The sequence below is a fragment of the Paraburkholderia tagetis genome, assembly GCF_022213065.1.
In the GTDB taxonomy this organism is placed as follows: Bacteria; Pseudomonadota; Gammaproteobacteria; order Burkholderiales; family Burkholderiaceae; genus Paraburkholderia; species Paraburkholderia tagetis.
Genome location: NZ_JAKLJA010000003.1, coordinates 377,926 through 404,628, shown reverse-complemented (window position 1 = coordinate 404,628; position 26,703 = coordinate 377,926). Strand labels below are relative to the sequence as shown.

General features: G+C 64.9%; 26 protein-coding genes and 2 tRNA genes. 11 read left to right on the top strand and 17 right to left on the bottom strand.

The window, feature by feature from the left end:
• Nucleotides 1-8: 8 nt before the first annotated feature.
• On the bottom strand, nucleotides 9-731 hold the full coding sequence (gmk, locus tag L5014_RS07025) for a guanylate kinase (RefSeq protein WP_238462848.1): 723 nt from the start codon (nucleotides 729-731) through the stop codon (nucleotides 9-11).
• A gap of 95 nt (nucleotides 732-826) precedes the next feature.
• On the bottom strand, nucleotides 827-1,765 hold the full coding sequence (locus L5014_RS07020) for a YicC/YloC family endoribonuclease (RefSeq protein ID WP_238462847.1): 939 nt from the start codon (nucleotides 1,763-1,765) through the stop codon (nucleotides 827-829).
• A 260-nt stretch (nucleotides 1,766-2,025) separates the two neighbouring features.
• On the opposite strand from L5014_RS07020, the gene rph reads away from it, so the two are divergent.
• The 8 genes from rph (at nucleotide 2,026) to L5014_RS06980 (ending at nucleotide 8,123) form a co-directional block, all read left to right on the top strand.
• Entirely contained in the window at nucleotides 2,026-2,766 is a 741-nt protein-coding gene (rph, locus tag L5014_RS07015) for a ribonuclease PH (RefSeq protein ID WP_238462846.1), read from the top strand.
• Nucleotides 2,759-3,421 (top strand): RdgB/HAM1 family non-canonical purine NTP pyrophosphatase, encoded by a 663-nt coding sequence (gene rdgB / locus L5014_RS07010; protein WP_238462845.1) that lies wholly within the window; start codon nucleotides 2,759-2,761, stop codon nucleotides 3,419-3,421. Before rph ends, rdgB begins: the two co-directional genes overlap by 8 nt.
• Nucleotides 3,422-3,465: 44 nt before the next feature.
• Nucleotides 3,466-4,635, top strand: a complete 1,170-nt coding sequence (hemW, locus tag L5014_RS07005) for a radical SAM family heme chaperone HemW (RefSeq protein WP_274389282.1) — start codon at nucleotides 3,466-3,468, stop codon at nucleotides 4,633-4,635.
• A gap of 65 nt (nucleotides 4,636-4,700) precedes the next feature.
• A tRNA-Ser gene (locus L5014_RS07000) sits at nucleotides 4,701-4,790 on the top strand.
• A 298-nt stretch (nucleotides 4,791-5,088) separates the two neighbouring features.
• Entirely contained in the window at nucleotides 5,089-5,301 is a 213-nt protein-coding gene (locus L5014_RS06995) for a hypothetical protein (protein ID WP_238462843.1), read from the top strand.
• Between the two features lie 155 nt (nucleotides 5,302-5,456).
• Nucleotides 5,457-5,993 (top strand): TonB C-terminal domain-containing protein, encoded by a 537-nt coding sequence (locus L5014_RS06990; RefSeq protein WP_238462842.1) that lies wholly within the window; start codon nucleotides 5,457-5,459, stop codon nucleotides 5,991-5,993.
• A 482-nt stretch (nucleotides 5,994-6,475) separates the two neighbouring features.
• A complete protein-coding gene (locus L5014_RS06985; RefSeq protein ID WP_238462841.1) occupies nucleotides 6,476-7,792 on the top strand; it encodes an MFS transporter in 1,317 nt (438 codons plus the stop codon).
• A gap of 151 nt (nucleotides 7,793-7,943) precedes the next feature.
• The gene (locus tag L5014_RS06980) at nucleotides 7,944-8,123 is read left to right on the top strand and encodes a hypothetical protein (RefSeq protein WP_238462840.1); all 180 of its coding nucleotides are present in this window, start codon (nucleotides 7,944-7,946) and stop codon (nucleotides 8,121-8,123) included.
• A 26-nt stretch (nucleotides 8,124-8,149) separates the two neighbouring features.
• Here L5014_RS06980 and L5014_RS38580 read toward each other — a convergent pair whose 3' ends face one another.
• The gene (locus L5014_RS38580; protein ID WP_274389283.1) at nucleotides 8,150-8,275 is read right to left on the bottom strand and encodes a hypothetical protein; all 126 of its coding nucleotides are present in this window, start codon (nucleotides 8,273-8,275) and stop codon (nucleotides 8,150-8,152) included.
• 295 nt (nucleotides 8,276-8,570) lie between these two features.
• Nucleotides 8,571-9,578 carry a lipopolysaccharide heptosyltransferase I gene (gene waaC / locus L5014_RS06975; protein ID WP_238462839.1) on the bottom strand — a complete coding sequence of 336 codons (1,008 nt, stop codon included), beginning with the start codon at nucleotides 9,576-9,578 and terminating at the stop codon, nucleotides 8,571-8,573.
• A 245-nt stretch (nucleotides 9,579-9,823) separates the two neighbouring features.
• Between waaC and L5014_RS06970 the strand changes: the two genes are divergently transcribed.
• Nucleotides 9,824-11,305, top strand: coding sequence for a chloride channel protein (locus tag L5014_RS06970; protein ID WP_238462838.1), 1,482 nt, complete (start codon nucleotides 9,824-9,826; stop codon nucleotides 11,303-11,305).
• Between the two features lie 251 nt (nucleotides 11,306-11,556).
• Here the strand turns inward: L5014_RS06970 and L5014_RS06965 are convergent, their stop codons facing one another.
• From L5014_RS06965 to map, 6 genes are all read right to left on the bottom strand, one after another.
• On the bottom strand, nucleotides 11,557-11,871 hold the full coding sequence (locus L5014_RS06965; protein ID WP_238462837.1) for a hypothetical protein: 315 nt from the start codon (nucleotides 11,869-11,871) through the stop codon (nucleotides 11,557-11,559).
• A gap of 310 nt (nucleotides 11,872-12,181) precedes the next feature.
• The gene (gene minE / locus L5014_RS06960; protein ID WP_028215841.1) at nucleotides 12,182-12,436 is read right to left on the bottom strand and encodes a cell division topological specificity factor MinE; all 255 of its coding nucleotides are present in this window, start codon (nucleotides 12,434-12,436) and stop codon (nucleotides 12,182-12,184) included.
• 14 nt (nucleotides 12,437-12,450) lie between these two features.
• The gene (gene minD, locus L5014_RS06955; protein WP_213293515.1) at nucleotides 12,451-13,266 is read right to left on the bottom strand and encodes a septum site-determining protein MinD; all 816 of its coding nucleotides are present in this window, start codon (nucleotides 13,264-13,266) and stop codon (nucleotides 12,451-12,453) included.
• An 86-nt stretch (nucleotides 13,267-13,352) separates the two neighbouring features.
• Complete coding sequence (gene minC / locus L5014_RS06950) at nucleotides 13,353-14,312, bottom strand: septum site-determining protein MinC (protein WP_238462836.1); 960 nt, start codon at nucleotides 14,310-14,312, stop codon at nucleotides 13,353-13,355.
• 181 nt (nucleotides 14,313-14,493) lie between these two features.
• Nucleotides 14,494-15,030, bottom strand: coding sequence for a GNAT family N-acetyltransferase (locus L5014_RS06945; protein WP_238462835.1), 537 nt, complete (start codon nucleotides 15,028-15,030; stop codon nucleotides 14,494-14,496).
• 154 nt (nucleotides 15,031-15,184) lie between these two features.
• Nucleotides 15,185-15,970 carry a type I methionyl aminopeptidase gene (map, locus tag L5014_RS06940; RefSeq protein WP_238462834.1) on the bottom strand — a complete coding sequence of 262 codons (786 nt, stop codon included), beginning with the start codon at nucleotides 15,968-15,970 and terminating at the stop codon, nucleotides 15,185-15,187.
• Nucleotides 15,971-16,172: 202 nt separating this feature from the next.
• Between map and L5014_RS06935 the strand changes: the two genes are divergently transcribed.
• Nucleotides 16,173-16,991: a hypothetical protein gene (locus tag L5014_RS06935; RefSeq protein ID WP_238462833.1), complete on the top strand. Its 819-nt coding sequence runs from the start codon at nucleotides 16,173-16,175 to the stop codon at nucleotides 16,989-16,991.
• Nucleotides 16,992-17,065: 74 nt separating this feature from the next.
• Here L5014_RS06935 and L5014_RS06930 read toward each other — a convergent pair.
• From L5014_RS06930 to L5014_RS06920, 3 genes are all read right to left on the bottom strand, one after another.
• A tRNA-Ser gene (locus tag L5014_RS06930) sits at nucleotides 17,066-17,156 on the bottom strand.
• A gap of 181 nt (nucleotides 17,157-17,337) precedes the next feature.
• The gene (gene serS, locus L5014_RS06925) at nucleotides 17,338-18,630 is read right to left on the bottom strand and encodes a serine--tRNA ligase (protein WP_238462832.1); all 1,293 of its coding nucleotides are present in this window, start codon (nucleotides 18,628-18,630) and stop codon (nucleotides 17,338-17,340) included.
• A 58-nt stretch (nucleotides 18,631-18,688) separates the two neighbouring features.
• A complete protein-coding gene (locus L5014_RS06920; protein ID WP_238462831.1) occupies nucleotides 18,689-20,032 on the bottom strand; it encodes a replication-associated recombination protein A in 1,344 nt (447 codons plus the stop codon).
• 254 nt (nucleotides 20,033-20,286) lie between these two features.
• Between L5014_RS06920 and cytX the strand changes: the two genes are divergently transcribed.
• Nucleotides 20,287-21,609, top strand: a complete 1,323-nt coding sequence (gene cytX / locus L5014_RS06915) for a putative hydroxymethylpyrimidine transporter CytX (protein ID WP_238462830.1) — start codon at nucleotides 20,287-20,289, stop codon at nucleotides 21,607-21,609.
• Nucleotides 21,610-21,792: 183 nt separating this feature from the next.
• Here cytX and bioB read toward each other — a convergent pair whose 3' ends face one another.
• The 4 genes from bioB to bioA are packed head-to-tail and all read right to left on the bottom strand — an operon-like array spanning nucleotide 21,793 to nucleotide 26,232.
• Nucleotides 21,793-22,875, bottom strand: a complete 1,083-nt coding sequence (gene bioB / locus L5014_RS06910; RefSeq protein ID WP_238462829.1) for a biotin synthase BioB — start codon at nucleotides 22,873-22,875, stop codon at nucleotides 21,793-21,795.
• 50 nt (nucleotides 22,876-22,925) lie between these two features.
• Nucleotides 22,926-23,660 (bottom strand): dethiobiotin synthase, encoded by a 735-nt coding sequence (bioD, locus tag L5014_RS06905; protein ID WP_238462828.1) that lies wholly within the window; start codon nucleotides 23,658-23,660, stop codon nucleotides 22,926-22,928.
• A complete protein-coding gene (bioF, locus tag L5014_RS06900) occupies nucleotides 23,657-24,877 on the bottom strand; it encodes an 8-amino-7-oxononanoate synthase (RefSeq protein WP_238462827.1) in 1,221 nt (406 codons plus the stop codon). Before bioF ends, bioD begins: the two co-directional genes overlap by 4 nt.
• Nucleotides 24,877-26,232 (bottom strand): adenosylmethionine--8-amino-7-oxononanoate transaminase, encoded by a 1,356-nt coding sequence (bioA, locus tag L5014_RS06895; RefSeq protein ID WP_238462826.1) that lies wholly within the window; start codon nucleotides 26,230-26,232, stop codon nucleotides 24,877-24,879. Before bioA ends, bioF begins: the two co-directional genes overlap by 1 nt.
• Nucleotides 26,233-26,703 lie beyond the last annotated feature (471 nt).

The following is a 26,703-nucleotide window of genomic DNA, read 5'->3' as shown; positions in this document are numbered from 1 at the left end:
ATTCTACCTTATGTGCCCGATGCGCCGGGCTGCGGCTGGTGAATGCCGAGCTGCACGAAGAGCTCGGTATGCCGCGCGTATTGCGACGTGAAACGCTGACGCGTCGCGCTTACGATGTTACGCAGATCCTGCAGCGCGCGATCGAAGTTTTCGTTGATCACGACGTACTCCGCGTCGCTCGCGTGCGCCATCTCGCTACCCGCTGCAAGCAGGCGTCGCGTGATGACGTTGGGCTCGTCTTCGCCGCGCTTTCGCAGGCGCTCCGCGAGCGCGTCGAGCGACGGCGGCAAGATGAAGATTTCCACTGCATTGCGGAATTGCTTCTTCACCTGCTGCGCACCTTGCCAATCGATTTCGAGCAGGACGTCATGGCCGATTTTCATCTGCTCTTCGATCCACACGCGCGACGTGGCGTAGTAGTTGCCATGCACTTCCGCGCTTTCGAGAAACTCGCCCTCTGCGTGACGCGCGAGAAAATCGTCGACGGTCGTGAAGTGATAATGCTCGCCGTCGCGCTCCTTCGAGCGCGGTGCGCGCGTGGTGTACGAAATCGACAAACAGATCGCGCTGTCTTCTGCGAGCAGCGCGTTCACGAGCGTGGATTTGCCCGCGCCCGAGGGCGCCACCACCATGAAGAGATTGCCCGGATAGACGCCCGCGTACGGATTGCGCGGCTTCGTTTCGGCCTTGCCACCGCTATGGCCGCTGAGGCTGCTGGTCTGATCGGTCATGTTCGTTGCTTCCTGAATTGCTACTTTATTGCTGCCTGACTTCTACTTGAATTGCTACTTTTGCCGCGTTGTTTCAAACGCGCAGCGCGCTTTGTTTATTCGAGGTTCTGCACCTGCTCGCGCATCTGCTCGATGAGGAGCTTGAGCGTCATCGAGGCATCGGCGAGCTCCTTCGCTGCCGCCTTCGAACCGAGCGTATTCGCTTCGCGATTGAGCTCCTGCATCATGAAGTCCAGACGCTTGCCCACGCGCCCGCCCTTCTCGATCACGTGACGCGTTTCGGTCAGGTGCGCGGTGAGGCGCGAGAGTTCTTCGGCGATGTCGATGCGAATGCCGTACATCGTCACTTCCTGGCGGATGCGTTCGGAAATTTCCTCGCGCGAAACATTGCCGATGGCGCCGTTGCCGTTCGCGCTTTCGGGCGCGGCAATGCCGAACGCTTCCTGCAGCCGCTCGACGATCTTCTGCTGATGCTTGACGATCAGATCCGGCACGAGCGGCGTGATCTTCGCGACGATCGTTTCCATTTCCGTGACGTTCGCGAGCAGCACGTTGGCAAGCTGAGCGCCTTCGCGCGCACGCACATCGATCAGGTCGGCGATCGCCTGCTTGCCGCAGCCGAGCACCGCGTCGCGCAGCACGTCGGGCGCCACGCCGCTTTCCGCCAGCACGCCCGGCCAACGCAGGATCTCGCCGGTGCGCAAACGACCCGAATCGGGAAACGCTTCGAGCACGGCGCGCTCGAGCGTCGCAAGCTGTTCGAGCGCGTCGCAGTTAAGCGCGCCCGCGTTGGCGGCCTGCTCGCTGCGCTGGATGTTGATGCGGATATCGACCTTGCCGCGCGACAGCTTCGTCATCAGCATTTCGCGCAATGTGGGCTCGCACACGCGCACGTCTTCGGGCATACGGAAGTTCAGGTCGAGAAAACGCGAATTCACGGTGCGCAGTTCGACGGAGACACTGGCACCGCCCGTGCCCGATGCCGCTACGAGCTCGCGCGTGGCGCTGGCATAGCCGGTCATGCTGTAAATCATGGTTCGTCTCGCGATAAAGCCATGGCGGCGCGCCTCGTAAAAAGCGCGGGTCACGGCAAAGGAAATCGAGGCGCCCGGCGTGGACGCGTGCAGGCGATGACGCGGGGCGGAGAATCGCTATTATCCCATTTTTGGAAACGCCACTGCCGTGCGAGACCGGCACCCTGCTCGCCCGTCGGTGCGTACCCATCGTCCATCGCGCGAAGGCGGTAAAATTGCGGTTTCCCCTTCCTGTTTCGTGCCCTCGCGCACGCCCGACGATGACCCAATCCATCCAGCGCCCCTCCGGCCGCACCGCCGACCAGCTTCGCGACGTCCGCATCACCCGCCATTACACGAAGCACGCCGAAGGTTCGGTCCTCGTCGAATTCGGCGATACCAAGGTGCTGTGCACGGCGAGCGTCTCCGAAAGCGTGCCGCCGTTCCTGCGCGACAAGGGCCAGGGCTGGCTCACCGCCGAATACGGCATGCTGCCGCGCGCCACGCACACGCGCAGCGACCGCGAAGCCGCACGCGGCAAGCAAACGGGCCGCACCCAGGAAATCCAGCGCCTGATCGGCCGCGCGATGCGTGCCGTGTTCGACCTCGAATTGCTCGGCGCGCGCACCATCAACCTCGACTGCGACGTGCTGCAAGCCGACGGCGGCACGCGCACGGCGAGCATCACGGGCGCGTTCGTGGCAGCGCACGACGCGGTCACGAAGCTGCTCGCGACGGGCCGCATCGAGCGCTCGCCGATCACCGACTACGTGGCCGCGATCTCGGTGGGCGTCTACGAAGGGGTACCGGTGCTCGATCTCGACTATGCCGAAGACTCGGAATGCGACACCGACATGAACGTCGTCATGACGGGCTCGGGCGGCATGGTCGAAGTGCAAGGCACCGCCGAAGGCGCACCGTTCTCGCGCAACGAACTGAACGCGCTGCTGGACCTCGCGCAGGGCGGCATTGCCACGCTGATCGAAAAGCAAAAGGCCGCGCTGGAGATCACGCATGGCTAATTTGCCCGATACGGGTGCGGGCGTGCAGGGCGCCGCTGCGCCGGGCGTCGACACGCTCTCGCGCGTCGTGCTCGCCTCGAACAACGCGGGCAAGCTGCGCGAGTTCGCGGGGCTGCTGGGCGCGGCGGGCATCGAACTCGTGCCGCAAGGCGCCTTGAACGTGCCCGAAGCCGAAGAGCCGCACGTTACGTTCGTCGAGAACGCGCTCGCCAAGGCGCGCCATGCTGCGAAGCTCACGGGCCTGCCCGCCCTCGCCGACGATTCGGGCCTGTGCGTGCGCGCCTTGGGCGGTGCGCCCGGCGTCTATTCGGCGCGCTACGCCCAACTCGCGGGCGGCGAAAAGAGCGACGCAGCGAATAACGCGCTGCTGGTTGAAAACCTCAAGGCGCACGCCGACCACCGCGCCTACTACTACTGCGTGCTGGCACTCGTGCGCCACGCGGACGACCCCGAGCCGCTGATCGCCGAAGGCCGCTGGCACGGCGTCGTGCTCGATGCACCGCGCGGCGAAAACGGCTTCGGCTACGACCCGTACTTCTACATTCCGGGCCTCGAAGCCACGGCTGCCGAACTCGATCCGGCGCTGAAGAACGCCTCGAGCCATCGCGCCATCGCCTTGCGGCAACTGCTCGCGCGGCTGGAGGAGCTAGCGTGAGCCAGCAGCATCGCACCGGCATCGACGTGATCCAGTCGTTCACGATGCCCGGCAGCATCCGCCTGACCTCGCTGCCGCCACTCTCGCTTTACGTGCATTTCCCGTGGTGCGTGCGCAAGTGCCCGTACTGCGATTTCAACTCGCACGAATGGAAAGGCGAGCGCTTTCCCGAAGACGACTACCTCGACGCGCTGCGCGCCGACCTCGAACAGGCGCTGCCGCTCGTCTGGGGCCGCCAGGTGCACACGGTGTTCATCGGCGGGGGCACGCCCAGCCTGCTCTCGGCGGCGGGGCTCGATCGCCTGCTTTCCGACGTGCGCGCACTGCTGCCGCTCGACGCCGACGCCGAAATCACGCTCGAAGCGAACCCCGGAACCTTCGAAGCGGCAAAGTTCGCGCAGTTTCGCGCGAGCGGCGTGAACCGGCTTTCGGTGGGCATCCAGAGTTTCAACGAGACGCATCTGAAAGCGCTCGGACGCATTCACGACGCAACCCAAGCGCGTCATGCCGTGGAGGTGGCTGCGAACACGTTCGACAATTTCAATCTCGATCTGATGTTCGCGCTGCCGCAGCAGACGCTCGCCGAATGCCAGGCCGATGTCGAAACGGCGCTCTCGTTCGCGCCGCCACATCTGTCGCTCTATCACCTCACGCTCGAGCCGAACACGCTGTTCGCGAAGTTTCCGCCCGCCGTGCCCGACGACGACCTCTCGGCGGACATGCAAGAGTGGATCCACGCGCGCACGGCCGAGGCCGGCTATGGACGCTATGAGGTATCGGCCTATGCGCAGCCGAACCGGCAGAGCCGCCACAACCTCAACTACTGGCGTTTCGGCGATTACCTGGGCATTGGCGCAGGCGCGCACTCGAAACTCTCGTTCCCGAATCGCATCGTGCGCCAGATGCGCTACAAACATCCGGCCACGTTCATCGAAGAAGCGCGCGCGGGCAAGCCGGTCCAGGAAGAGCACGAAGTAAGCGCGCGCGACTTGCCGTTCGAATTCATGCTCAACGCGCTGCGGCTCGTGGAAGGCTTCCCGGTGCATCGCTTCATGGAACGCACGGGGCTGCCGATCACGACGATCGAACCCGCCTTGCGGGACGCGGAAAAGCGCGGCCTTATCATGCGCGACTACGAGAAGATCGCGCCTACCGAGCTGGGGCAACGGTTTCTCAACGATCTGCAGGAGATGTTTCTCAAAGAGCCCGTCTGACGCTCAAATCGAGATGATGGGGGACTGCCGGCGCGCGGACGTTTCGGGTTACAATGCGCGGCTCCGGAGGTGTGGCAGAGTGGTTGAATGCACCGGTCTTGAAAACCGGCGAAGGGGTAACCCTTCCGTGAGTTCGAATCTCACCGCCTCCGCCAGCAGAACTCTCCATCCAGCATCCGCCCCCTGCCCGTAGCAGCAACGTAGAGCAGCGCACCTGAAACGCTCGCTGCGGCACGCAGAAACAGCATCCCTGCTTTCCCCGCCATAATTCCCCGCCGAGTTGCACGGCCAATGCCACAGGCGCCTCGTGACGACACATCTCGGCTGCATCCTTGCTGCTATTTAAGGGTCGCATACCGATATCTTTGCCACATACCATGCCAGCTATATGGCAGATACCTAGGTACAAACCCTAGTAGTGCGGTACAATCCCGTCCATTAAGGGGATTTATCATGCCGCACCGTTTCCAATTGCTTGAAAAGTTCGCGTTTTCGATCGTCGTTCTGTTTGCCGTGATGTGCTCGAGCTACATCGCCTGGGAAAGCTCGCCCAATCTGCGCGACAACCTCCAGGTCGGCAAAGAGCTGTTCCTGAAGAGCGGTGAATACTCGTACGCCTGCGCCACCGTGGCCGCAGATCCGTGCGCACAGTTCCCGGTCGAATAAGCGCTCAACACGCCTCTCCCGCTGTCTGCCTCGCGCTGCCTCGTTCAAGGCAACCCTGAACGCACACCCGGACACGCCACGCGGGTGACTGCGGATTGAAACCCGGCTCGTTTCGACTAAGCTCGAATCTGGTTTCGCATCCGAGCCTGCTTGCCATGCTCATCCGCGTCCGCCCGCGCAGCGGCCTTGCAGCCGTGAGCGCCCTTAGCCGCACACCCGCCTGCGCGCGCCTGCTGCACTATCTCGGCCCATCCTTGCTGCTCGCCCTCGCGAGCGCCTGCACGATCACACCGCCGCCTCGCCCGCTCCTGGTCATCCCGCCCCAGGCCATCAACAGCGTGGCACTCGACGACTATCGCGCCGCCGTGGCGAAGCACATCGTCGAGCGTAATCCTTCCTACGTGCTGCACGGCAAGCCGCAGGCGATGCTGCGCTCGCTCGTGGTCATCTCCTTTACGGTCAACCGCGACGGACAAATCGTGAAGTCGTCGGTCTACCGCACCAATGGCGACTATGACACCGAAGCCACCGCGCTCGTCACGCTGCGCCATTCGGCGCCGTTGCCGCCGCCGCCAACACATCTGCTCAACTCGATCGGCCAGATCGAGCTATTCGAAGACTGGCTCTTCAACGACGACGGCAAATTCCAGTTGCGCACGCTCGCTTCGCCGCAGGCGCAGAGCTTCAACTAAATCGCCGTAGCACCGCCCGGCTTGCGAGTTCTCGCGTCCAGGCTTGCGGAGCCTTGCTGGGTGTCGCGAACGGTCGTTATAATTTTTCGCTACCCCCGCCGGCATTTGCCCGGCCTCGCACATGGTCTGGCGCCACCCGCGCCGCGCCAACGCGTAACCCGACCGCCGCCCGGTCACGTCTCGTGCCCACTTGCGCTTATCCGCGCGCGCCCGGCCGGTTCCCGCATCGTGCAGCCCCGGCGCAGCACGATGCATACTGATAAATCGTTGCCTGCGCAAAGATGCCGCCAAGGCATCCGCCAACGGCGAGGCGCTGCTGCCCTGAGACCGCTCAGCCACGCCGCCGGCCCGCCGGGCTTCGAGCCATGAACAAAAGACACCTGCGCCTCATGCAGAGGACGCTTGAGCCTCATGCGCCAAGAAGCGCAAGGTGCGCCTCTCAACGACAGCATCACGGCAGCACAACGACTGGAGACCCTTCGATGTCCACTTCTCCCATTTCGCCCGCGAGCGCCGATCAGGCCAACGCGGCGAAGCAGCAAAGCGCCGCGCGCGTGATCTTCGCGAGCTTCATCGGCACCGCGATCGAGTTCTACGACTTCTATGTGTACGCAACGGCCGCCGCGCTCGTAATCGGCCCCGTGTTCTTCCCACATGGCTCGGCCACGGCCCAGGCGCTCTCCGCGTTCGTGACATTCGGCATCGCGTTCGTCGCGCGGCCCATCGGCTCGTTCATCTTCGGCCACTTCGGCGACCGCATCGGCCGCAAATCCACGCTCGTCGCCTCGCTGCTCGTGATGGGTCTTTCCACCACGCTGATCGGCTTCGTGCCCGGCTACGACTCGATCGGCAGCCTCGCGCCGATCCTGCTGTGCGTGCTGCGCTTCGGCCAGGGCATCGGTCTTGGCGGCGAATGGGGCGGCGCGGCGCTGCTCGCAACCGAATACGCGCCGCAAGGCAAGCGCGGCTGGTTCGGCATGTTCCCGCAACTCGGGCCGTCGGTGGGCTTTCTGGCTTCGAACGGTCTCTTCTTCGGCCTCGCCTCCACGCTCTCCGACCAGCAGTTCCGCGACTGGGGCTGGCGCGTGCCGTTCATCGTCTCGGCAGTGCTTGTCGCGCTGGGCCTCTATGTGCGCCTGAAGATCGCCGAAACGCCCGCGTTCAAGGCCGCCATCGAGCGCGACGAGCGCGTGCGCGTGCCGGTTGCCGCGCTGCTCTCGAAGCACTGGTGGCCGACGCTGCTCGGCGCGCTCGCGATGGTGGTCTGCTACACGCTGTTCTACAACGCAACCGTGTTCTCGCTCTCGCACGGCGTGAGCGCCCTGCATATCCCGCGCCCGACCTTCCTCGGCATGCTGTGTATCGCCGTGGTGTTCATGGGCATCGCCACGCCGATTTCGGCCTGGCTTTCCGACCGCTTCGGCCGCAAGCCGGTGCTGATCGTCAGTTGCATCGCCGCCATCCTCTCGGGCTTCACGATGCAGCCGCTGCTCGGCAGCGGCTCGCTGCCGCTCGTGCTGCTCTTCCTCGTGATCGAGCTGTTCCTGATGGGCGCCACCTTCGCGCCGATGGGCGCCCTGCTGCCCGAGCTCTTCCCCACCAGCGTGCGATACACGGGCGCGGGTGTGGCGTACAACCTGGGCGGCATCCTGGGTGCATCGGTGGCGCCGTATATCGCGCAGGTGCTCGCGGCGCGCGGCGGCCTCTCGTGGGTCGGCGCCTATGTCTCGATCGCGGCATGCGTGAGCCTCTTCGGCGTGTTGTGCATGCGCGAGACGCGTCACACGTCGCTGACCTGAATCGTGCGCCGGGCCCTGTGCGCCCGGCAATGCAACTGCAACAAAAAAAGCGGAGTCCGCGAGGCGGATTCCGCTTTTTTGTTGCCGCAGACACCAGCGTGCCTATACTCGAATTGGCGAGGTCCGTATCCGTCTGCCAGGGAGGTCAACGATGAACCTGAATCTGAGCAACGCCGATATCGTGCTGATGATCGCACTCGCGCTGGGTATCTCACTCGTTCTGGCCTTCCGCCTGCGCACGGCGACCTGGCGCTCAGTCGTGCTGGAAGCGCTGGTTGCCAACGCTGCGGCAATCGCAGCGGTGGTCGCGGTCGAGCTGCTGCTCGCCTGAGCACACCGCCACGCTCCACGAGAGCCTCATCGATAGTAATAGCCGTGGTGGTAGCCTCCACCGTAATAGCCACCCGCCGGCACCACGACGCACCCGCCCAGCGCCGCTGCGAGAAATGCACCTGCAATCAGGGTACGCGTCAATCGTTTCACTTCGTTCTCCCGTCGAGTCAATGTCTGGTGTCCGGCCCCGTCCTGCATGGACCATGCGGGCTGCGGACGCTTTCGATTGAACACGACGGCGAACGTCTGAGGCGTTGCAATTTGTAAGAGGCCGTATGCCTGGTGTTACAGCCCGCACAACGTCTCGCAGGCGCACGCGCTGTCAGCGCGGCGCGCTGCAGGCAACGGCGACACTTTTAACAACTCTGTAATGGGGAAATGCGCCAGGGAAGTAGCGCCGGTGAAACGACACCGAAGCAACGGCGCCGCAAAAACAGCGCGTCAGTCAGGCCGCGGTAGCGAGCGGCCCCTTCGTCGCATCGCCGCCGTTACGCGCGGGATAGACGCGATCGACTGCATCGAGCGCGACCGCAACAGGCGGCACATGATGTCCATCGCCGATCGAAATCGAGCGGTTCGGCGCGCGCACACCAAGATGCTCCGCGTTGGTCGCAACGAAGATCATGACGGTCGGCTTGAGCAGCGCATGGCCGAGATGCACGAAGCCCGTGTCGGTGCCGACCACGAGCGCACTGTCTTCGATGCGCTGCGCGACTTGCAAGACTGTGAGACGCGGCAGCACCGTCGCGCCGGGCACGAGCGCGGCGATCTCGCGCGCCGTGGCGTGCTCGGCATCCGAGCCCCACGGCAATTCGATGCGCAGGCCGCGTGCCATGAGTGCGCGGCACAACTCGCCCCAATGCTCGACGGGCCACTTCTTCTCTTCCTTCGAGGTGGCGTGGAAGATCAGCGCCGTAGGCGCGTCGGGCGCGGGGAGCGCGTTGCCATCGCGCGGAATGCGCATCTGGAAATTGGGCGGCGTGTCGATCTTGTAGCCCAGCGCCTCGCCCGTGCTGATGCGCATGCCCAGCCACGCATCGCACTTCGGACGCGGGCCGAAGCGGCCGTTGTAGGCGAAGGCTGCACCGCGCTCGCCGAGATCCTGCGCGAGATAGCCGAAACGCCGCCGCCCGCGTGCGAGAAAGGCGATGATCGCGCTCTTGTAGACACCATGGATATCGATGATCGCGTCGTAGCGCTCGGCGCGCAGTTCGGCAATCGACGCCCAGATCGCCTTGAAGTCGCTCCAGCGGCGCGCCTTCTTGAAACGCCGCAGCGGCGCGTAGAGCGCACGGTCGACGCCGGCGTTCCAGCGCACGATATCGGCGAACAACTCGTCGGAGGCCCAGTCGACCTTCACGCCGGGAAATGCGCGTTGCACGTCGGCTACGACCGGAAGTGCCTCGACGATATCGCCGAGCGAGGTCACTTTGACAATCAAAACTCGTTTCATTGTGCTGCGGACCTGCGAAGTCCGATTTCCGTGATTTGCCTGAATTTTCCCGAGATTTTAGCGGAGCGGCACCGACTCAGCGGACAAATCTACGAGCGCGCATGCCATTCATCGGGCCCTCCTTTATGCGATCCGACACCCGAAGCCAGCTTGGGGGAAGCCCGATTCATCGCGCAGGTGAGTGCGGCACCCGCCTTCACGCCGCTACAATTGATCTTTTGCGCCCTGAATCGACCATGCGCACCGTGAACTCAGACCTCCTTTCGCTTCTCACACGACGCGCGCGCCGGCTGTGGCGGCAGTACGGTGTGCTCTGGCTCGGTGCGATCGCGGTCGGTCTCGTCGCGGTGCTCTACGCGCGCCTGATCGACTGGGGCTACAACGCCTTCCTGCGCGTGCAGCATGAGCACGTCTGGCTGCCGCTCATCGTCACGCCTGCCGTTGCGGCTGCCGCCGTATGGCTCACCCGCACCTTCTTTCGCGGTGCCGAAGGCAGTGGGATTCCGCAGGTGATCGCCACGCTGCACACGAAAACCGGCTCAGCGGGGACACGCCTGCTCACGCTCCGTATTCTCGCGGGCAAGATCGCCGTCTCGTTCCTCGCCATTCTGGGTGGCTTCACGATCGGCCGCGAAGGACCCACGGTGCAGGTTGGCGCGGCGTTGATGTTCAACATGCGCCGCTTCTACCCGCGCTCGAATGCGCTCATCGAGCGCAAGCTCGTGCTCGCCGGCGCGGCCGCGGGACTGTCCGCGGCGTTCAACACACCGCTCGCGGGCATCGTGTTCGCCATCGAAGAGCTCACGCGCAGCTTCGAGGCGCGCGCAAGCGGCGTGGTCATCACGTCGATCATCGTCGCCGGTGTGATTGCGCTCGGCCTGAACGGCAACTACACGTACTTCGGCACGATCCAGATCGGTGCGCACTTCCCCGACCTGCTCGCCGTGGCGGTGGTCATCACCGCGCTCATCACCGGCATCGCGGGTGGCGTTTTCGCCTGGTTGCTGATCAACACCCAACGCTGGATTCCCGCACCGCTGCGCAAGCTGCATGTCGAGCGCCCCATCGCGTTCGCCGCGCTGTGCGGGCTCGCTATCTCGCTGATCGGACTCGTCTCGGGCGGCACGACGTTCGGCAGCGGCTACGCCGAAGCGCGCGGCCTGCTCGATGGACGCGAGCATCTGTCGGTCGCGTATCCATTCCTCAAGATGGCGTCGATGGTCGGCTCCTACCTGCCGGGCATTCCGGGCGGTATCTTCGCCCCTTCACTGTCGATCGGCGCGGGCTTCGGCAACGTGCTGCACATGCTCTTCAGCAGCATGCAGTTACCGATGCTCATCGCGCTCGCCATGGTCGGCTATCTGGCGGCGGTCACGCAATCGCCCATCACTTCGTTCGTGATCGTCATGGAGATGATCGACGGCCACGCGCTCGTAATCTCGCTGATGGCCACCGCGCTGATCGCGAGCCGCGTCTCGCGCATTTTTGCGCCGCCGCTCTACGAAACGCTCTCGCTGCGCTACGCGCAACCGGCCATGACAGTGACGGCAGCAAGCGCAACGCACGCCGCGGATGCGCAAGCTGCCGCCCACGAGCCGCGAGCGGCCAACGACGCCAGCATCGCCGCCGATATGCGAATGACACAGATGATGCAGCAGGCACCGGATGCCACGCCTGAAAACGACAAGCCCGGCGACACTTCAGCGGACCAAACCGCAAACCGCTGAGGTGCGCCGGGCTTGTCACACCCAGCTTGTCACGCCATTGAATGGCACGTAGTGGCGTCAATAGATCACGACGGGCCCGGGCCGCATATACATGGGCCGCGCCGGCACGACGATGCAACCGGCCAGCGTGATCGCGAGGGCCGCGGCGGCAAGCAGTCTTTTGCTCATGGTGTTTTCCTGTCCCATCCTGTCCCATACGGAGCACTTATTCCGGCTCTATACAAAGCGGTCGTTAAGTGCGGGCGCGAATCTCAAGCCACCCAGCGACCTTCGACCCAGCGCCAGTTCGGACCGTGCGCGACCCAGTGCCCCGGCACCCAGTGATAGCCGATACGCTGGGCCTGCCAGTGACCCGCGATCCACACGTAGTGGCCGCGATCCCAGCGCCAGTGGCCCTGATCCCAGACATAGCCGACGCGCGGCGCGGGCACGACTTCGACGCGCACGGGCGGGGGCGCGCTCGGCGCGATGACGACGACTTCCGCGAACGCGGGCGCGGCGACGGCGCAAGCGCCCGCGACGACGATAGCGGCCTTGGCAACGAGCAGGCGGATGGCGTTGTTCATGTAAATCTCCCCTTCGAGTTGGACGCCGAGAGTGGCGTTACCCGATCAATGCGCGAGCACGCGCCTGCGCTGACAACGGCCGTGTTACCGCGAGGGGTGAAGTGAAACCGAATATTTCGGCAAGGGAAGCGGCGATGAAACGCCCATACGGAACGCGCGCATCATGCCCACATTGAGCACGCATTGAGCACGCTTGAGCGCTCATCAGGCGCGGGCGCGCAAATACACGCGCATGCACGCAACGCGATGGCGTTGCGGGGAAATATCGAGATGCGCGCGGCGCACAATTGCTCCGCGCGCGTCAGGTGCATCAGGCCTGCGGAATCTCGATCTTGACCTCGAGCACTTCAAGGTCGTCCTGACGTTCGAGGCTCACGCGGATATCGTCGTCGGAGATCTTTACGTACTTCGAGATCACCGCGACCAGTTCGCGTTGCAGGGCCGGCAGATAATCGGCGGGCGGATGACCGCCTGCACGCTCGTGAGCAATGATGAGCTGCAGGCGTTCCTTCGCTACCGAGGCGGACTTCTTCTTCTCGCCGAGAAAAAACGAAAGAAACGACATGACGTGCGCCTCCCTTACTTGCTACCGAAGAGGCGCTGCAGGAGCCCCGGCTTCTGGTAATCGGTGAAACGAAGCGTCTTGTCTTCGCCGAGAAAGCGCGACACCACGTCCTTGTACGACTCGGCGACATCGGTGCCGTCGAGATGGACTGCGGGCAGGCCCTGGTTCGATGCATGCAGCACCGCTTCCGATTCCGGGATCACGCCGATCAGCTCGATGCGCAGGATCTCCGAGATGTCGGAAAGCGAGAGCATTTCGCCTTCGCTCACGCGCTTGGGGTTGTAGCGCGTGATGAGCAGATGCTCCTTGATCGGATCCTTGCCTTCGATCGCACGCTTGGTCTTCGACGAAAGCATGCCGAGGATACGGTCCGAGTCGCGCACGGAGGACACTTCCGGATTCGTCACGATGAGCGCTTCGTCCGCGAAGTGCATTGCAAGCAGCGCGCCCGATTCAATGCCCGCCGGCGAATCGCAGATGATGTACTGGAAGTCCATCTTGCGCAGATCCTCGATCACCTTCTCCACGCCTTCCTTCGTGAGCGCGTCCTTGTCGCGCGTCTGCGAAGCCGGCAGGATGAAGAGGTTCTCGCACTTCTTGTCCTTGATGAGCGCCTGATTGAGGTTCGCCTCACCCTGGATCACATTGATCAGGTCGTACACGACGCGGCGCTCGCAACCCATGATGAGGTCGAGATTGCGCAGGCCCACGTCGAAGTCGATGACCGCGGTCTTGTGGCCACGCAACGCGAGGCCCGATGCGAAACTCGCGCTCGTGGTCGTTTTGCCGACGCCACCTTTGCCCGAAGTCACCACAATGATTTTTGCCATTCCCTTACCTTGCGTTCGTCAGTTTCTCAGTTTGGTCTCATCGCGTGCCGCTCACGCCCGCGTGTTGCTCACGCTCGAGCGGCAACTCAGGTGAGCCTCAACGGTTCGATCAAGAGTCTTTCTTCGTCGAGCCGGATTTGCGCCGGCTTGCCCTTCACCTCTTCGGCGAGCGGAACTTCAGCGGTACGGTAGATGCCCGCAATCGAAATGAGTTCCGCCTCGAGGCTCGTGCAGAAAATGCGTGCGTCGTGGTTGCCGTGCACGCCCGCGAGCGCGCGGCCACGCAACGGCGCGTAAATATGGATGTTGCCTTCGGCGATCACTTCCGCCCCGTTGGACACCATGCCGAGCACGACCAGATCGCCCTTCGCGTAGATGCGCTGGCCCGAGCGCAGCGGCCGGTCGATCACGAGCGTGGGCTCCGTGCTCGCCGAGCGCGCCACGGCGGCGCCCGCTTCGATTCCGGCGTCCGCCTCGGGAGCCTCCTGGGAGAAGAGTTCCGGCTGCACAGCGGCCGCGCTGGAGGCCGCCGCTGCGGCGCCGCCAGCGCTCGTGCTCGTGCCCGCGTCCGCACTTGCATTTGCAACCGCGCTGGCATCGGTGGACTGTGTGGGCGCGCCGGCCTTGGCAGCACCGGCAGCAGCAGCGACGCCGGCTTCGTGCGCAGCGGCCGAGCCGTTGGCGGACACATCGCCGCCCGGGCCGACTGCACCGATCGGGGCGACGCGCTTGTCGCGCGCTTCGAGGAATGGCAGGCCCGCTTCGGCGGCCCAGCCATGCTGTGCGGGCTGGGCGACCACGCCCATGGGGCGCATGCGCACGCTTTCGAGCAGGCGCGCGATTTCGGTCAGCGCCACCTGCTCGCCCACTGCGAGGCGCCGCAGGTCGATGGCTACCGTATCGTTGGCGAAGAATTCGGGCGTCGCCTCGAAACGCCGGGTAAGCTCGGCGCGCATCGCATCGAGTTCAGTCGTTTTGACCACGAACAGAAGCGTCTCGACTGAACCGCTCTTCAGTTCAAAATATGGCGATTTCCTGGGCGACATGGCGTTCGGCGAAAAATTTTGCGTATTTTACAGGCGTCGACGCACACGGCCATTATTTTTAATGGCTCAAAATGCGGCGACACAGGGAACGAGGCACAACGGCGGGGATGCCGGCGCATGACGTGCAGGCCGCACGTCATGGCGTAAAAGGCAAGGGAAAAGGTGCTGGAGCGGCACTCCGTTACTGGGCCGACAGGCTCTTGTGCGCGAGCGCGACGTCGCGTACGAGGAGCGTCTCCCACTGCTCGGGCGTTTGCGTGCTGCGAGCGTGGTCGCCCGTGGCGACGAATCCGAGCCGCTCGTAGAAGCGCATGGCGGTGACGTTGTTATCGGTCACCCAGGCGAAGACCTGCGTGGCGCCTTCGCTCAAGAGCCACTCGATGGCGGCGTTCAGGAGCAGCTCGCCGCCGCGCAGATGCCGCACGGCCGGCGCCACCCACAACGCGAACACGAACGCGCGGCGTGCCGGCGCGCTTTCGAAGTTCGCGCCGATCAGGCCGGCCGGATGACCCTCGGTATAGAGGATGAACGATGTAGCGGTATGCGAGTCAGCGTGACGAGCAGCCGCAGCGTCGAAAACGGCTACATCAGCGGACAGCGCGTCTTCAAGCGAGTCGCCGAACGCGTAAGGCGCGTCGCGCAGCGAAGCAGTTCGAAGCTCGCGGAGCACGGCACCCTGATCGGCAGCGATACGGCGAACGGTCAGTGACGGACTCATGCAGTCGTAAACCCCAATAAAGCACTAACGCGTAGCTTTAACCGAACTGGACGGAGAGTCAAATCCTTATTTAACAAAATTGCCCCGTACACACCACTCACGCGGGACTTGACAGGCCGACCGACGGGCCCCACAGGCAGACGCACCGCGGCCCTCACGGGGCTTCGTACGCGCCCGTGCCGTCCGGCCAGGGCGTGATGAGTTCGTAGCCTTCGTCGGTGACCGCCACCATGTGCTCCCATTGCGCGGAGAGCGAGCGGTCCTTCGTCACCACCGTCCAGCCGTCGCGCTGCACCGTCGTGCCGGCGCGGCCCGCGTTGACCATCGGCTCGATCGTGAAGACCATGCCCGGCTTCAGGCGCACGCCCTGGCCCGGCTGGCCGTAGTGCAGCACCTGCGGCTCTTCGTGATAGACCTTGCCGATACCGTGACCGCAGTACTCGCGCACGATCGAGAAGCCTTCGGCCTGGGCGCGCCGCTGAATCGCGTGGCCCACGTCGCCGAGCGTGGCGCCGGGTTTCACCTCTCGGATGCCGGCGAGCATCGCCTCGTAAGTCGTGTCGATGAGGCGGCGCCCGACCGTGCTCGGCGTGCCCACCGTGTACATACGGCTCGTGTCCCCGAAATAGCCGTCCTTGATCACGGCCACGTCGATGTTGATGATGTCGCCGTCCTTGAGGACCTCGTTGCGGTTCGGAATGCCGTGGCAGACCACTGAGTTGACCGAGGTGCAGATCGTCTTCGGAAAGCCGAGGTAGCCGACGTTCGCCGGCACCGCCTTGAGCGTGTTGACGATATAGTCATTGCAGATCGCGTCGAGGTCGTCGGTGGAGACGCCTGGCTTGACGTGCTCGCCGATCATGGCGAGTACGTCGGCGGCAAGCCGGCCGGAAATGCGCAGACGCGCGAGGTCGTCGGCGGATTTGTAGGTGATAGCCATCTGTGAACGATAGTGAGCGCGACGGCGCGCGGAGCGCCTCGCCGCAAATTCAAGGGAGCCGCGTCGAAAACGCCATTGTACCGGGGCGCAAGCGCCCTCCGGTCGGCGTCGATTCGGATACGTCCGATTGTCCGCGCACAAGCCACCCTTAAAAATGAGAAATATCTTACAACGACGTGAACAGAACGCCAGCCGCCATCCCATGCCCCAGTCCAGCCTCGCTCCCACCACAAACGTCGCGCCCAGCGCGCAATCGGACGCCGCACTCAACATTCTGATCGCGCTGCCCACCTACGACAATTCAGTGCATTTCGACTTCGCAATGGCGCTGGCCCGCCTGATGGAAACCTTCAAGGAGCGCGGCGTGCGCTTCGAGTACATCCACACGGCTTCGTCGCACATCATCCGCGCGCGTAACTTCTTCGCGAATTATTTCCTGAGCCACCCCGAATTCACGCATGTCCTGTTTCTCGACACGGACATGGACTTTTCGCGCGAAGCGGTCCCCCGCCTCATCGCCGGCAACAAGCCGGTGGCGGGCATCGCGTGCCCGTACCGGTTTTTCGACGTGGAAAAGAAGATCACGAGCGATGACGTGGGCCTCTCGCTACGCGAATGGCAGGAAAAGACGGTGGACTACAACACGGCGATTCGCACCGACGAGAAAGGCGGCAGCACGGTCAGCAACGGCTGGGTCGAGGTCAATCACATCGGCACGGGCATTTTCCTCATCCGCCGCGATGCGATCGAGGCGCTCGTGCCCGTCACACAACGCTACCGGCCGCCCGCGCAATACGCGCCTTACCTGCCCGATGGCCGCTTCTATGCCTTCTTCGACACCGTTGGCGAGAAAGGCGTCTATCTCTCGGAGGATCTGTCGTTCTGCCAGCGCGTGCGCGGCGTGGGGATGTCAGTGTGGGCACTCATCGACGAGCACATCGTGCATCACGGCCACTCGGCGATTTCGGGCACCTTCCTGCACTCGTTGGCGCGGCGTGGGCATACCGGAAAACAGGTATAGAAACAAGGATAGAGAGGCACAGCGCAAAAACAAAAACCCCCGCAGCCGTTAAGCATGCAGGGGTTTTCTGAATTTGGCGGAGAGGGTGGGATTCGAACCCACGGTACGGGGAAACCGTACGCCTGATTTCGAGTCAGGTACATTCGACCACTCTGCCACCTCTCCGGGGGTACTGCCGGGTATTGCTTTGCTTTACTGCTTCTCCGGTCTTGGTCGGCGACCAGAGAAGCGAAGATTATAGAACATATTCTGAGCTTTGCAAGCCCTCGTTTGAGAAAAATTTCGAGGGCAAGACATTCAGATGTCCCGGCCTGCCGGATGTGTGCCTACGGCGTTCAAGGGGCGTTCAGGCGATCGCCTCGAGCCGCGCGACGCCGCCCATGTACGGACGCAGCACCTCTGGCACCGTGACCGAACCATCCGCTTCCTGGTAGTTCTCGAGCACGGCAACCAGCGTGCGGCCAACCGCGAGACCCGAACCATTGAGCGTATGCACGAGCTCCGGCTTGCCCTGGGCGTTGCGGTAACGCGCCTGCATGCGGCGCGCCTGGAATGCCTCGGTGTTCGAGCAGCTCGAAATTTCGCGATACGTGTTCTGCGCCGGCAGCCACACTTCGAGGTCGTAGGTCTTGGAGGCCGAGAAACCCATGTCGCCCGTGCACAGTGTGATCACGCGGTACGGCAGGCCGAGCTTTTGCAGAATGGTTTCCGCGTGCACGACCATTTGCTCCAGCGCGTCGTAGGACGTTTCCGGTGCGACGATCTGGACCATCTCGACCTTGTCGAACTGATGCTGACGGATCATGCCGCGCGTGTCGCGGCCATACGATCCGGCCTCCGAGCGGAAGCACGGCGAATGCGCCGTGAGCTTGATGGGCAGCGCGCTGCCTTCGACGATGCTCTCGCGCACCGTGTTCGTGAGCGAGATTTCCGAGGTGGAGATCAGATATTGCGTGACCGTGTTCTCGGCGCCGCCCTTCTCCACGCGGAACATATCCTCGGCGAACTTGGGCAACTGGCCCGTGCCGTACAGGATTTCCGGATTCACGATGTAAGGCGTGTACGCTTCCGTGTAGCCATGCTTCAGCGTGTGCGTGTCGATCATGAACTGCGCGAGCGCGCGATGCAGGCGCGCGATCTGGCCGCGCAGCATCGTGAAGCGCGCGCCCGAGAGCTTCGCGCCGGTCTCGAAGTCGAGACCCAGCGGCGTGCCCACGTCGACGTGATCCTTCACTTCGAAGCTGAACTGGCGCGGCGTGCCCCAGCGGCGCACTTCCACGTTGTCCTTCTCGTCCTTGCCCGCGGGCACGCTCTCGTGCGGCAGATTCGGCACGCCGAGCAGCAGGTCGGAGAGCCTGGTCTGGATTTCGTCGAGCTTGGCGGCCGACGCTTTCATTTCGTCGCCGATACCGCCCACTTCGGCCATGACCGCCGAGGTATCTTCGCCGCGGCCCTTCATCGCGCCAATCTGCTTCGACAGGCTGTTGCGGCGCGCCTGCAGTTCTTCGGTGCGGGTCTGGATGGCGCGGCGTTCCGCTTCGAGCGCGGTGAACGCCGCGACGTCGAGGGTGTAGCCGCGGTCGGCGAGTCGCTTGGCGACGCCGTCGAGGTCTTTGCGCAGCAGCTGGATGTCGAGCATGGGATTGTGAGACGCAGTTTCGTTGTGTGAAGCGCCGATTTTAGCGCACCGGCGCGGGCTAGCCCTTGCGCTTGCGCTCGCGGATTTCGTCGCGCGGGTTGTCCCGATTCGCTTCGCGCCATTGCGCGTCGAGGTCGGCGAGGCGCGCGAGCTTCTCGCCGATCTTGCCTTCGAGCCCGCGCGGCGTGGGCTGATACCAGCGCGGCTCGCGCATGCCGTCGGGCAGATAGGTCTCGCCGGCCGCGTAGGCGTCGGGTTCGTCGTGCGCGTAGCGGTAGTCGTGGCCGTAGCCGAGCTCCTTCATGAGCTTGGTGGGCGCGTTGCGCAGATGGACGGGCACCGCGCGCGACTGGTCCTTGCCGACGAAGCGCCGCGCCTCGTTGTACGCCATGTAGCCCGCGTTCGATTTCGGCGCGACCGCGAGATAGATGACGGCCTGCGCGAGTGCCAGCTCGCCCTCGGGCGAGCCGAGACGCTCGTAAGTCTCCGAGGCGTCGAGCGTGATGCGCGCCGCGCGCGGGTCGGCGAGGCCGATGTCCTCCCACGCCATGCGCACGATGCGCCGCGCGAGATAGCGCGGATCGGCGCCGCCGTCGAGCATGCGGCAGAACCAGTAGAGCGCGCCGTCCGGGTTGCTGCCGCGCACCGACTTGTGCAACGCGCTGATCTGGTCGTAGAACGCGTCGCCGCCCTTGTCGAAGCGGCGCAGATTTTCGGCAAGCGCACTGCCGAGCAGTTCGCCGTCGATCTCGCGTTTCTTCTGCTGCGCGGCCGCACGCGCGACGATTTCGAGGTTGTTCAGCAGCTTGCGCCCGTCGCCGTCGGCCGAGCCGATCAGCGCTTTTTTCGCTTCGTCGGTGAAGGTCAGGCCGCCCAGCTCTTCGCTCGCGCGCGCGAGCAGCTCGCCCTGCTCTTCCTCGTCGAGGCTCTTGAGCACGTAAACCGCCGCGCGCGAAAGCAATGCGCTGTTCACCTCGAACGACGGATTCTCCGTCGTCGCGCCGATGAACACGAACAGCCCCGACTCCACGTGCGGCAAGAAGGCATCCTGCTGGCTCTTGTTGAACCGGTGGACTTCGTCGACGAACACGAGCGTCTGATGGCCGTGCGCGCGGTGCATCTGCGCCGTTTCGACGGCTTCGCGGATGTCCTTCACGCCCGAGAGCACGGCCGAGAGCGCGATGAACTGGGCGTGAAAGGCGTCGGCCATGAGGCGCGCGAGCGTGGTCTTGCCCACGCCGGGCGGCCCCCAGAGGATCATCGAATGCGCTTCGCCCGACTCGAAGGCGACGCGCAGCGGCTTGTTGGGCCCGAGCAGATGCTTCTGGCCGATGACTTCGTCGATCGAGCGCGGGCGCAGCCGCTCGGCGAGCGGAACGTTGGCACGGGTTTCTTCAAACATGACGTTTTCGCGATAATGTCGGCTTTTACGGGGCCGGGCCGGCTTCGAAGGCGTTGTTCGCGCCCCTGAAAGCGGCCGGCCGCGCCGGATGCAGTCGTGCATTATGACAGCCCGGGCGGCCGCGCGAGACGCGATACCCTGCGACCCGCACGCCGGCATGGCCGGAGCCTGGCCGGCACCAACGACGGCCGCCTCCGGATGGCCGCCCGGGAATACATCAGACAAAGCAAACGATACAGAGGAAAGCTTTTTCCATGACTCAAGACCCGCACGGTGCGGCCGGTGAAGCCGGTTCGACTTACGCGCCCAACGTGCCCGTGCCCCACGCGCGCCGCCAGTTCCGCACCGGCGACGCCTTCGCGCTCTGGTTCTCGCTCGGCATCGGCCTGCTGGTCGCCCAGGCGGGCGCCCTGCTGGTGCCAGGGCTCTCGCTGCCCCATGCGCTGAGCGCAATCGGCATCGGCAGCGTGATCGGCGTCGTGCTGCTCGCGCTCGCGGGCGTGATCGGCACCGACACGGGCCTCGCCGCCATGTCCTCGCTGCGCCCGACGCTCGGCATTCGCGGCGCGTCCGTGCCGGCCGTCATCAACATGGTGCAGCTCGTGGGCTGGGGCTCGTTCGAGATCATCGTGATGCGCGATTCCGCCGATGCGCTCGCCAAGCAGGCCTTCGGCCTCTCGGTGCCGCTCGTATGGACCTTGATCTTCGGCTTGCTCGCGACGCTGCTCGCCGTGAGCGGCCCGCTCTCGTTCGTGCGGCGCTTCCTGCGCAGCTGGGGCATCTGGCTGTTGCTCGCGGGCGCCGCATGGCTCACGTGGAGCCTGCTCGCGCAGCACGACATCGGCACGCTGATGAAGCGTCCCGGCACCGGCGAGATGCCGTTCGGCAGCGCGATCGACCTCGTGGTGGCGATGCCGCTTTCGTGGCTGCCGCTGATCGCCGACTACACACGCTTTGGCCGCCGCGCGGGCGAGACCTTCCGCGGCACGCTGTTCGGCTATGGCATCGCGAACCTGTGGTTCTATGCGCTCGGCGCGATCTACGGCCTCGCCGCGGGCGGCGGCGACGCGCTCCTCACCACGGCGCTCGCGAAGGCGGGCGGCGGCTTCGCACTGCTGCTCGTGCTGATCGACGAAATCGACAATGCCTTCGCCGACATCCACTCAGCCGCCGTCTCGACCGGCACATTCTGGACGCGCGGCAGCGTGCCGTGGCTCTCGGCGGCGTTCGGCGCGCTGTGTACGCTGATCGGCCTCGTCGTGCCGATGGCGCGCTACGAGAACTTCCTGCTCTTCATCGGCTCGGTGTTCGCACCGCTCTTTGGCGTCGTGCTCGCCGATCACTTCATCGTGCGCCGCCGGCGCATCGACGCGCATGCGCTCGCCGATCTGAGCGGCGCCTATGGTTACTCGGGCGGCTGGCATGTGACCGCGTTCATCGCGTGGGGCATCGGCTTCGGCGCGTATCAGGCGATCAATCAATGGCTGCCGAACCTGGGCGCAACGCTGCCCGCGCTCGTGGTCGGCGCGGTGTGCTATTTCGTGCTCGCGGGACGCCGGCGCGCGGCTTACGCTTAAGCGACGCACGCATCAAGCGACTCAAGCGACTCAAGCGACACATTAAGCGACACATCAAGCGGCGCACTGAGCGAATCATTGCGCGTCGCTTCAAATGAAAACGCCACGCATCACCGCGTGGCGTTTGTCCTTCAGCGGCGCGTGTCTAACGCGTCGCGCCTTTCACGGCACTCGTCAACAGGCTTATTCGCAGTGGCCGCAGCCGCCGTGCGCGTGATGTTCGTGATGCGCGTGCGGGGCGTGGGCTTCGGCCGGCAATGCCTGCGCCGCCTGCGCGCTAATGCCCAGACGCTGCAACAGCTTGCGGTCGGCCTCTGCCTGCGGGTTGCCCGTCGTCAGCAACTGGTCGCCGTAGAAGATCGAATTCGCGCCCGCCATGAAGCACAGCGCCTGCAGCGCGTCGTCCATCTGCTCGCGGCCCGCCGAGAGACGCACCATCGCCGTGGGCATGGTAATGCGCGCGACCGCAATCGTGCGCACGAACTCGAACGGATCGAGCGGCTCCGTGCCTTCGAGCGGCGTACCGCTCACCTGCACGAGATTGTTGATGGGCACCGACTCCGGATACGGCTCCATGTTCGCGAGCTGCGCGATCAGCCCCGCGCGCTCACGGCGCGACTCGCCCATGCCGACGATGCCGCCGCAGCACACGTTGATGCCCGCATCGCGCACGCGCTCGAGCGTCTCAAGGCGGTCCTCGTAAGTGCGTGTCGAGATGATCTGGCCATAGAACTCGGGCGACGTATCGAGGTTGTGGTTGTAGTAATCGAGGCCCGCGTCGGCGAGCGCCTTCGCCTGGTGCTCTTCGAGCATGCCGAGCGTGACGCAGGTTTCGAGACCCATCGACTTCACGCCGCGGATCATGTCCTTGATCGGCTCGAGATGGCGGTCCTTCGGATTGCGCCACGCCGCGCCCATGCAAAAGCGCGTCGCGCCGTTGGCCTTCGCCACGCGCGCGGCGTCGAGCACAGCGTCCACGTCCATGAGCTTGCTCGCGTCGAGGCCCGTGTCGTGATGCGACGACTGCGGGCAATACGCGCAATCCTCCTCGCAGCCGCCGGTCTTGATCGACAGGAGCGTGGAGAGCTGCACCGCATTCGCGTCGAAATGCTCGCGATGCACTTGCTGCGCGCGGAACATCAGGTCGTTGAACGGCAACTCGTAGAGCGCGGCGACATCGGCGACGCGCCAGCGCGCGGCGGCTTCGTCTTGTGCTTGCGGTGCGGGCTTCTTGAGCGCGGTGATGTCGATGTGGGCTTCGGTCATGGTGTCGGGGTCCTTCTTGACGGGGACAATGTAAGTTGGAATGCGCGTGCTCAGCACAACGGTGCAGGCGCGATAGCGCCAAGCCGTGCGAGCAGTGCGTCGATATTCAGGTGTTCGGCCGCTGCATCGGCGCGCGCGCCGGGCATATGCGGCACGACGCCGATGAGCGGCGCGCCGAACTGCGCGGCGAGACGCTCGCGCAACGCGTCGATGTTTTCTTCGGGAAAGGTCATGGCCGGGTCGACGCGGTTCGCGACCCAGCCGGCGATCGTGAGGCCCCGCGCGGCGATGGCCTCGGCGGTGAGCAGCGCATGGCTGATGCAGCCCAGCCGCATGCCCACGACGAGCACCACCGGCAGGTTCAGCGCAACGGCGAGATCCGCGGTGTCTTGCGTCGCCGTGAGCGGCACGCGAAAGCCGCCCACGCCTTCGACCACCACGGCGTCCGCGCGCTCGCACGCCTGACCGTGGCACTGGACGATGCGCGCCACGTCGAGCGTCACGCCTTCGAGCGCGGCGGCAATGTGCGGCGCAGCCGGCTCCTTGAGCAGGAACGGCGTGCGCATCTCGGGCGGCAGCAGCACGCTCGCGGCGGCATCGAGCTGATCGGCGTCTTCGTTATGCCACACGCCATCGCGCTCGTAGGCGCCGGCGGCGATGGGCTTCATCGCCGCCGCGCGCAGGCCCGCGTGCGCGAGGCCGCGCAACAGCGCCGCGCTCACGAAGGTCTTGCCGATTTCGGTATCGGTGCCCGTGACGAAGAGCGAAAGCTTCGTCGTACTCATCGTGCGCGCTCCGGCACCGGCTTTTGCGCTTGCTTTTGCTCTTCAACGCTCGCGCATTGCAGCGCCGTGTTCAGTCGATCGAGGTCGGCGTCCGAATGCGCAGCCGAGAGCGAAATACGCAGGCGCGAGGTGCCCGCGGGCACGGTCGGCGGACGAATCGCCGGCACCCACAGGCCATCGCGTTCGAGCGCGGCCTGCAGCGCGAGCGTGGCTTCGTTGGAGCCGATCACGAGCGGCTGTACGGCCGTGTGCGAGTCGACGGGCTGCCAGCAGGTTTCCTTGAGCATCGAGCGCGTGCGCCCGATCAGATGGTTCAGATGTGCGCGCCGCGCGTCGCCCTCCTCGCCCGCGATCACGCGCAGGCTCGCGGATACCGCGTGCGCGACCGCCGGCGACGAAGCCGTCGTGAAGATGTACGGCCGTGCGCGCTGCACGTGCCATTCGATCACGGTGTCGTGTGCGCAGATGAATGCGCCCGAGACGCCCGCCGCCTTGCCGAGCGTGCCGACCAGCACGAGGTGCGGCGAGCGCAGCGCGGCTTCGGCCAGTGCGCCGCGCCCTTGCGGGCCGAGCACGCCGAGGCCATGTGCATCGTCGACCACGAGCCATGCGCCATGCTTTTCGGCAAGCTCAACGAGACGCGCGAGCGGCGCGACATCGCCATCCATGCTGAACACCGTGTCGCTCACGATCACTTTCGCGCGTGCCTGCGACGCTTCGAGCATCGCGCTCAACGCGTTCATATCCGCGTGCGGATAGATCTGGATATCGGCACGCGAGAGCCGCGCGCCGTCGATTAGCGAGGCGTGGTTGAGCGCATCCGAAAAGATCGTCGCGTCGCGGCCCGCGAGCGCGGTGAGCACGGCGAGATTCGCCATGTAGCCGGTGCTGAAGTAGAGCGCGCGCGGTGCATCCACGAAACCGCCCGCGAACGCGGCGAGATCGTCTTCGAGCTGTGCGTGCGCGCGCGAGTGGCCGCCCAGCAGATGCGAGCCGCCGCTGCCCGCACCGTAGCGCTGCGCGCCTTCGGCCAGCGCCGCGACGAGTTGCGGATGCGCGGCGAGTCCGAGGTAATCGTTGCTCGCGAAACCAATGCTTTCGCGGCCGTCGACGACCATATGCGCGCTGCACGGCGAATCGATGGTGCGACGGCGGCGGCGCAGGCCTTGCGCATCGAGTTCGCGCAGGCCTTGTTCGAGCGTATTGAGCAGGTGCATCAGAGGTCCTCCGCGACGGTCGCGTCGAATGTCTCGCGCGTGCGCTCGGCCAGGTGTGCCTGCGTCTCGCGCTCGAGAATGTACGGCGGCATCACGTAGACCGTCGTGCCGATCGGGCGCAGCAACAACTCGCGCTGAAGCGCGTTTTCAAAGAAGCGGCGCGAGAACGTGCCTGCACGCCCGGCGTCTTCGATCGCCACGTCGAACGCGAGGATCGTGCCGCACTGGCGCAGGTTGCGCACGAGCGGATGTTGTTCGAGCGGCCTGAAGGCCTCGCGCAGTTGCTGCGATTTTTGTGCGTTCGCGGCGAGCACGTTGTCGCGCACGAAAAGGTCGAGCGTCGCGAGCGCCGCGCGGCAGGCGAGCGGATTGCCCGTGTACGAGTGCGAATGCAGGAAGCCGCGCGCGGTGTCGTCGTCGTAGAAGGCCGCGTAGATTTCGTCGCGCGAAAGCACGATCGAAAGCGGCAGGTAGCCGCCGCTGATGCCCTTCGAGAGCGTGAGCAGATCGGGCCAGATGCCGGCCTGCTCGCACGCGAAGAAGGTGCCGGTGCGGCCGCAGCCGACGGCGATCTCGTCTGCGATCAGATGCACGCGATAGCGGTCGCACAGCGCGCGCAGGCCCTGGAGATACGCGGGATCGTGCATCGCCATGCCCGCTGCACACTGCACGAGCGGCTCGACGATCAGTGCCGCGATGCGGCCGTCGCGTTCGGCGAACACACGCTCGACATCGGCGAGCGCGCGGCGCGCCACATCGGCGGCACTCTCGCCTTCACGCGCCGCGCGCGCATCGGGCGAGGCAACCACGTGTGCGTGAGTCAAAAGCGGATCGTAAGCATCCCTGAAGAGCTTCACGTCTGTCACGCCGAGCGCACCGATGGTCTCGCCGTGATAGCTGTTGGCGAGGCACACGAATTCGCGTTTGGTCGGAGCGCCCTGATTGCGCCACGCGTGAAAGCTCATCTTCAGCGCGATCTCGACCGCCGACGCGCCATCGGAAGCAAAAAACGCATGGCCGAGCGTGCCGCCGGTGAGTGCGCTCAAGCGCTCGGCGAGTTCGACGGCGGGCTCGTGCGTGCAGCCCGCAAGCATCACGTGTTCGAGCGTGTCGAGCTGCGCCTTGAGCGCGGCATTGATCGAAGGATTGGCGTGGCCGAACAGATTGACCCACCACGAGCTAATGGCGTCGAGATAGCGCCGGCCCTCGTGGTCGTAAAGCCACGGCCCTTCGCCGCGCGCGACGGCGACGAGCGGCAAGCGCTCGTGGTGCTTCATCTGGGTGCAAGGATGCCAGACGGCGCGCAGGCTGCGCGCGATCCAGGCTTCGTTGGCGAGGTTGGCATGCGACTTCAAATACGGCTCCCGATTCTGTCCTGCTGGTGTGCTGCTTGCGTCCGGTTTGTGTTCGGCTTGCGTCCAGCCAAGCAGCGGGTCCGAGATTAACGCGTTCAATCTCGCAATGCACTACCCCGAAAACGGCCACGGAAGGCCCGCCCATGCGAGGTTCGACGCGGTTCGAAACAGCTAGGCCCAGTTCCTTTGTGAAGACCCGAAATGCCCGTAGATAACGACGGCAAAGTGAAGCGCGCTTATGCAAAAAATCTGCGGGCGCGCACGCCGAAAAGGCCTGCCCCGATATCGCGCCCAGCGAATTTTTGGGGAGGCATCGAAGTAGAGGCTGACGTCGATCCTTGGCACGAAACGAATGCTTCGCGCTGGTCACGCGAATGAAGCCGATGAGCGGACGCACCGCGCGTGGACTCAAGCGCGAACGCAAAAGCGCAATGGCGACGGAAAAACGATGGGGGAATGGCTGCGCGAGTG

Excerpts from the sequence above, each read along its gene's own strand:
- gmk (WP_238462848.1), bottom strand. The coding sequence starts at position 731 with ATGACCGATCAGACCAGCAGCCTCAGCGGCCATAGCGGTGGCAAGGCC.
- L5014_RS07020 (WP_238462847.1), bottom strand. The coding sequence starts at position 1,765 with ATGATTTACAGCATGACCGGCTATGCCAGCGCCACGCGCGAGCTCGTA.
- rph (WP_238462846.1), top strand. The coding sequence starts at position 2,026 with ATGACCCAATCCATCCAGCGCCCCTCCGGCCGCACCGCCGACCAGCTT.
- rdgB (WP_238462845.1), top strand. The coding sequence starts at position 2,759 with ATGGCTAATTTGCCCGATACGGGTGCGGGCGTGCAGGGCGCCGCTGCG.
- hemW (WP_274389282.1), top strand. The coding sequence starts at position 3,466 with ATGCCCGGCAGCATCCGCCTGACCTCGCTGCCGCCACTCTCGCTTTAC.
- L5014_RS06995 (WP_238462843.1), top strand. The coding sequence starts at position 5,089 with ATGCCGCACCGTTTCCAATTGCTTGAAAAGTTCGCGTTTTCGATCGTC.
- L5014_RS06990 (WP_238462842.1), top strand. The coding sequence starts at position 5,457 with ATGCTCATCCGCGTCCGCCCGCGCAGCGGCCTTGCAGCCGTGAGCGCC.
- L5014_RS06985 (WP_238462841.1), top strand. The coding sequence starts at position 6,476 with ATGTCCACTTCTCCCATTTCGCCCGCGAGCGCCGATCAGGCCAACGCG.
- L5014_RS06980 (WP_238462840.1), top strand. The coding sequence starts at position 7,944 with ATGAACCTGAATCTGAGCAACGCCGATATCGTGCTGATGATCGCACTC.
- waaC (WP_238462839.1), bottom strand. The coding sequence starts at position 9,578 with ATGAAACGAGTTTTGATTGTCAAAGTGACCTCGCTCGGCGATATCGTC.
- L5014_RS06965 (WP_238462837.1), bottom strand. The coding sequence starts at position 11,871 with ATGAACAACGCCATCCGCCTGCTCGTTGCCAAGGCCGCTATCGTCGTC.
- minE (WP_028215841.1), bottom strand. The coding sequence starts at position 12,436 with ATGTCGTTTCTTTCGTTTTTTCTCGGCGAGAAGAAGAAGTCCGCCTCG.
- minD (WP_213293515.1), bottom strand. The coding sequence starts at position 13,266 with ATGGCAAAAATCATTGTGGTGACTTCGGGCAAAGGTGGCGTCGGCAAA.
- minC (WP_238462836.1), bottom strand. The coding sequence starts at position 14,312 with ATGTCGCCCAGGAAATCGCCATATTTTGAACTGAAGAGCGGTTCAGTC.
- L5014_RS06945 (WP_238462835.1), bottom strand. The coding sequence starts at position 15,030 with ATGAGTCCGTCACTGACCGTTCGCCGTATCGCTGCCGATCAGGGTGCC.
- map (WP_238462834.1), bottom strand. The coding sequence starts at position 15,970 with ATGGCTATCACCTACAAATCCGCCGACGACCTCGCGCGTCTGCGCATT.
- L5014_RS06935 (WP_238462833.1), top strand. The coding sequence starts at position 16,173 with ATGCCCCAGTCCAGCCTCGCTCCCACCACAAACGTCGCGCCCAGCGCG.
- serS (WP_238462832.1), bottom strand. The coding sequence starts at position 18,630 with ATGCTCGACATCCAGCTGCTGCGCAAAGACCTCGACGGCGTCGCCAAG.
- L5014_RS06920 (WP_238462831.1), bottom strand. The coding sequence starts at position 20,032 with ATGTTTGAAGAAACCCGTGCCAACGTTCCGCTCGCCGAGCGGCTGCGC.
- cytX (WP_238462830.1), top strand. The coding sequence starts at position 20,287 with ATGACTCAAGACCCGCACGGTGCGGCCGGTGAAGCCGGTTCGACTTAC.
- bioB (WP_238462829.1), bottom strand. The coding sequence starts at position 22,875 with ATGACCGAAGCCCACATCGACATCACCGCGCTCAAGAAGCCCGCACCG.
- bioD (WP_238462828.1), bottom strand. The coding sequence starts at position 23,660 with ATGAGTACGACGAAGCTTTCGCTCTTCGTCACGGGCACCGATACCGAA.
- bioF (WP_238462827.1), bottom strand. The coding sequence starts at position 24,877 with ATGCACCTGCTCAATACGCTCGAACAAGGCCTGCGCGAACTCGATGCG.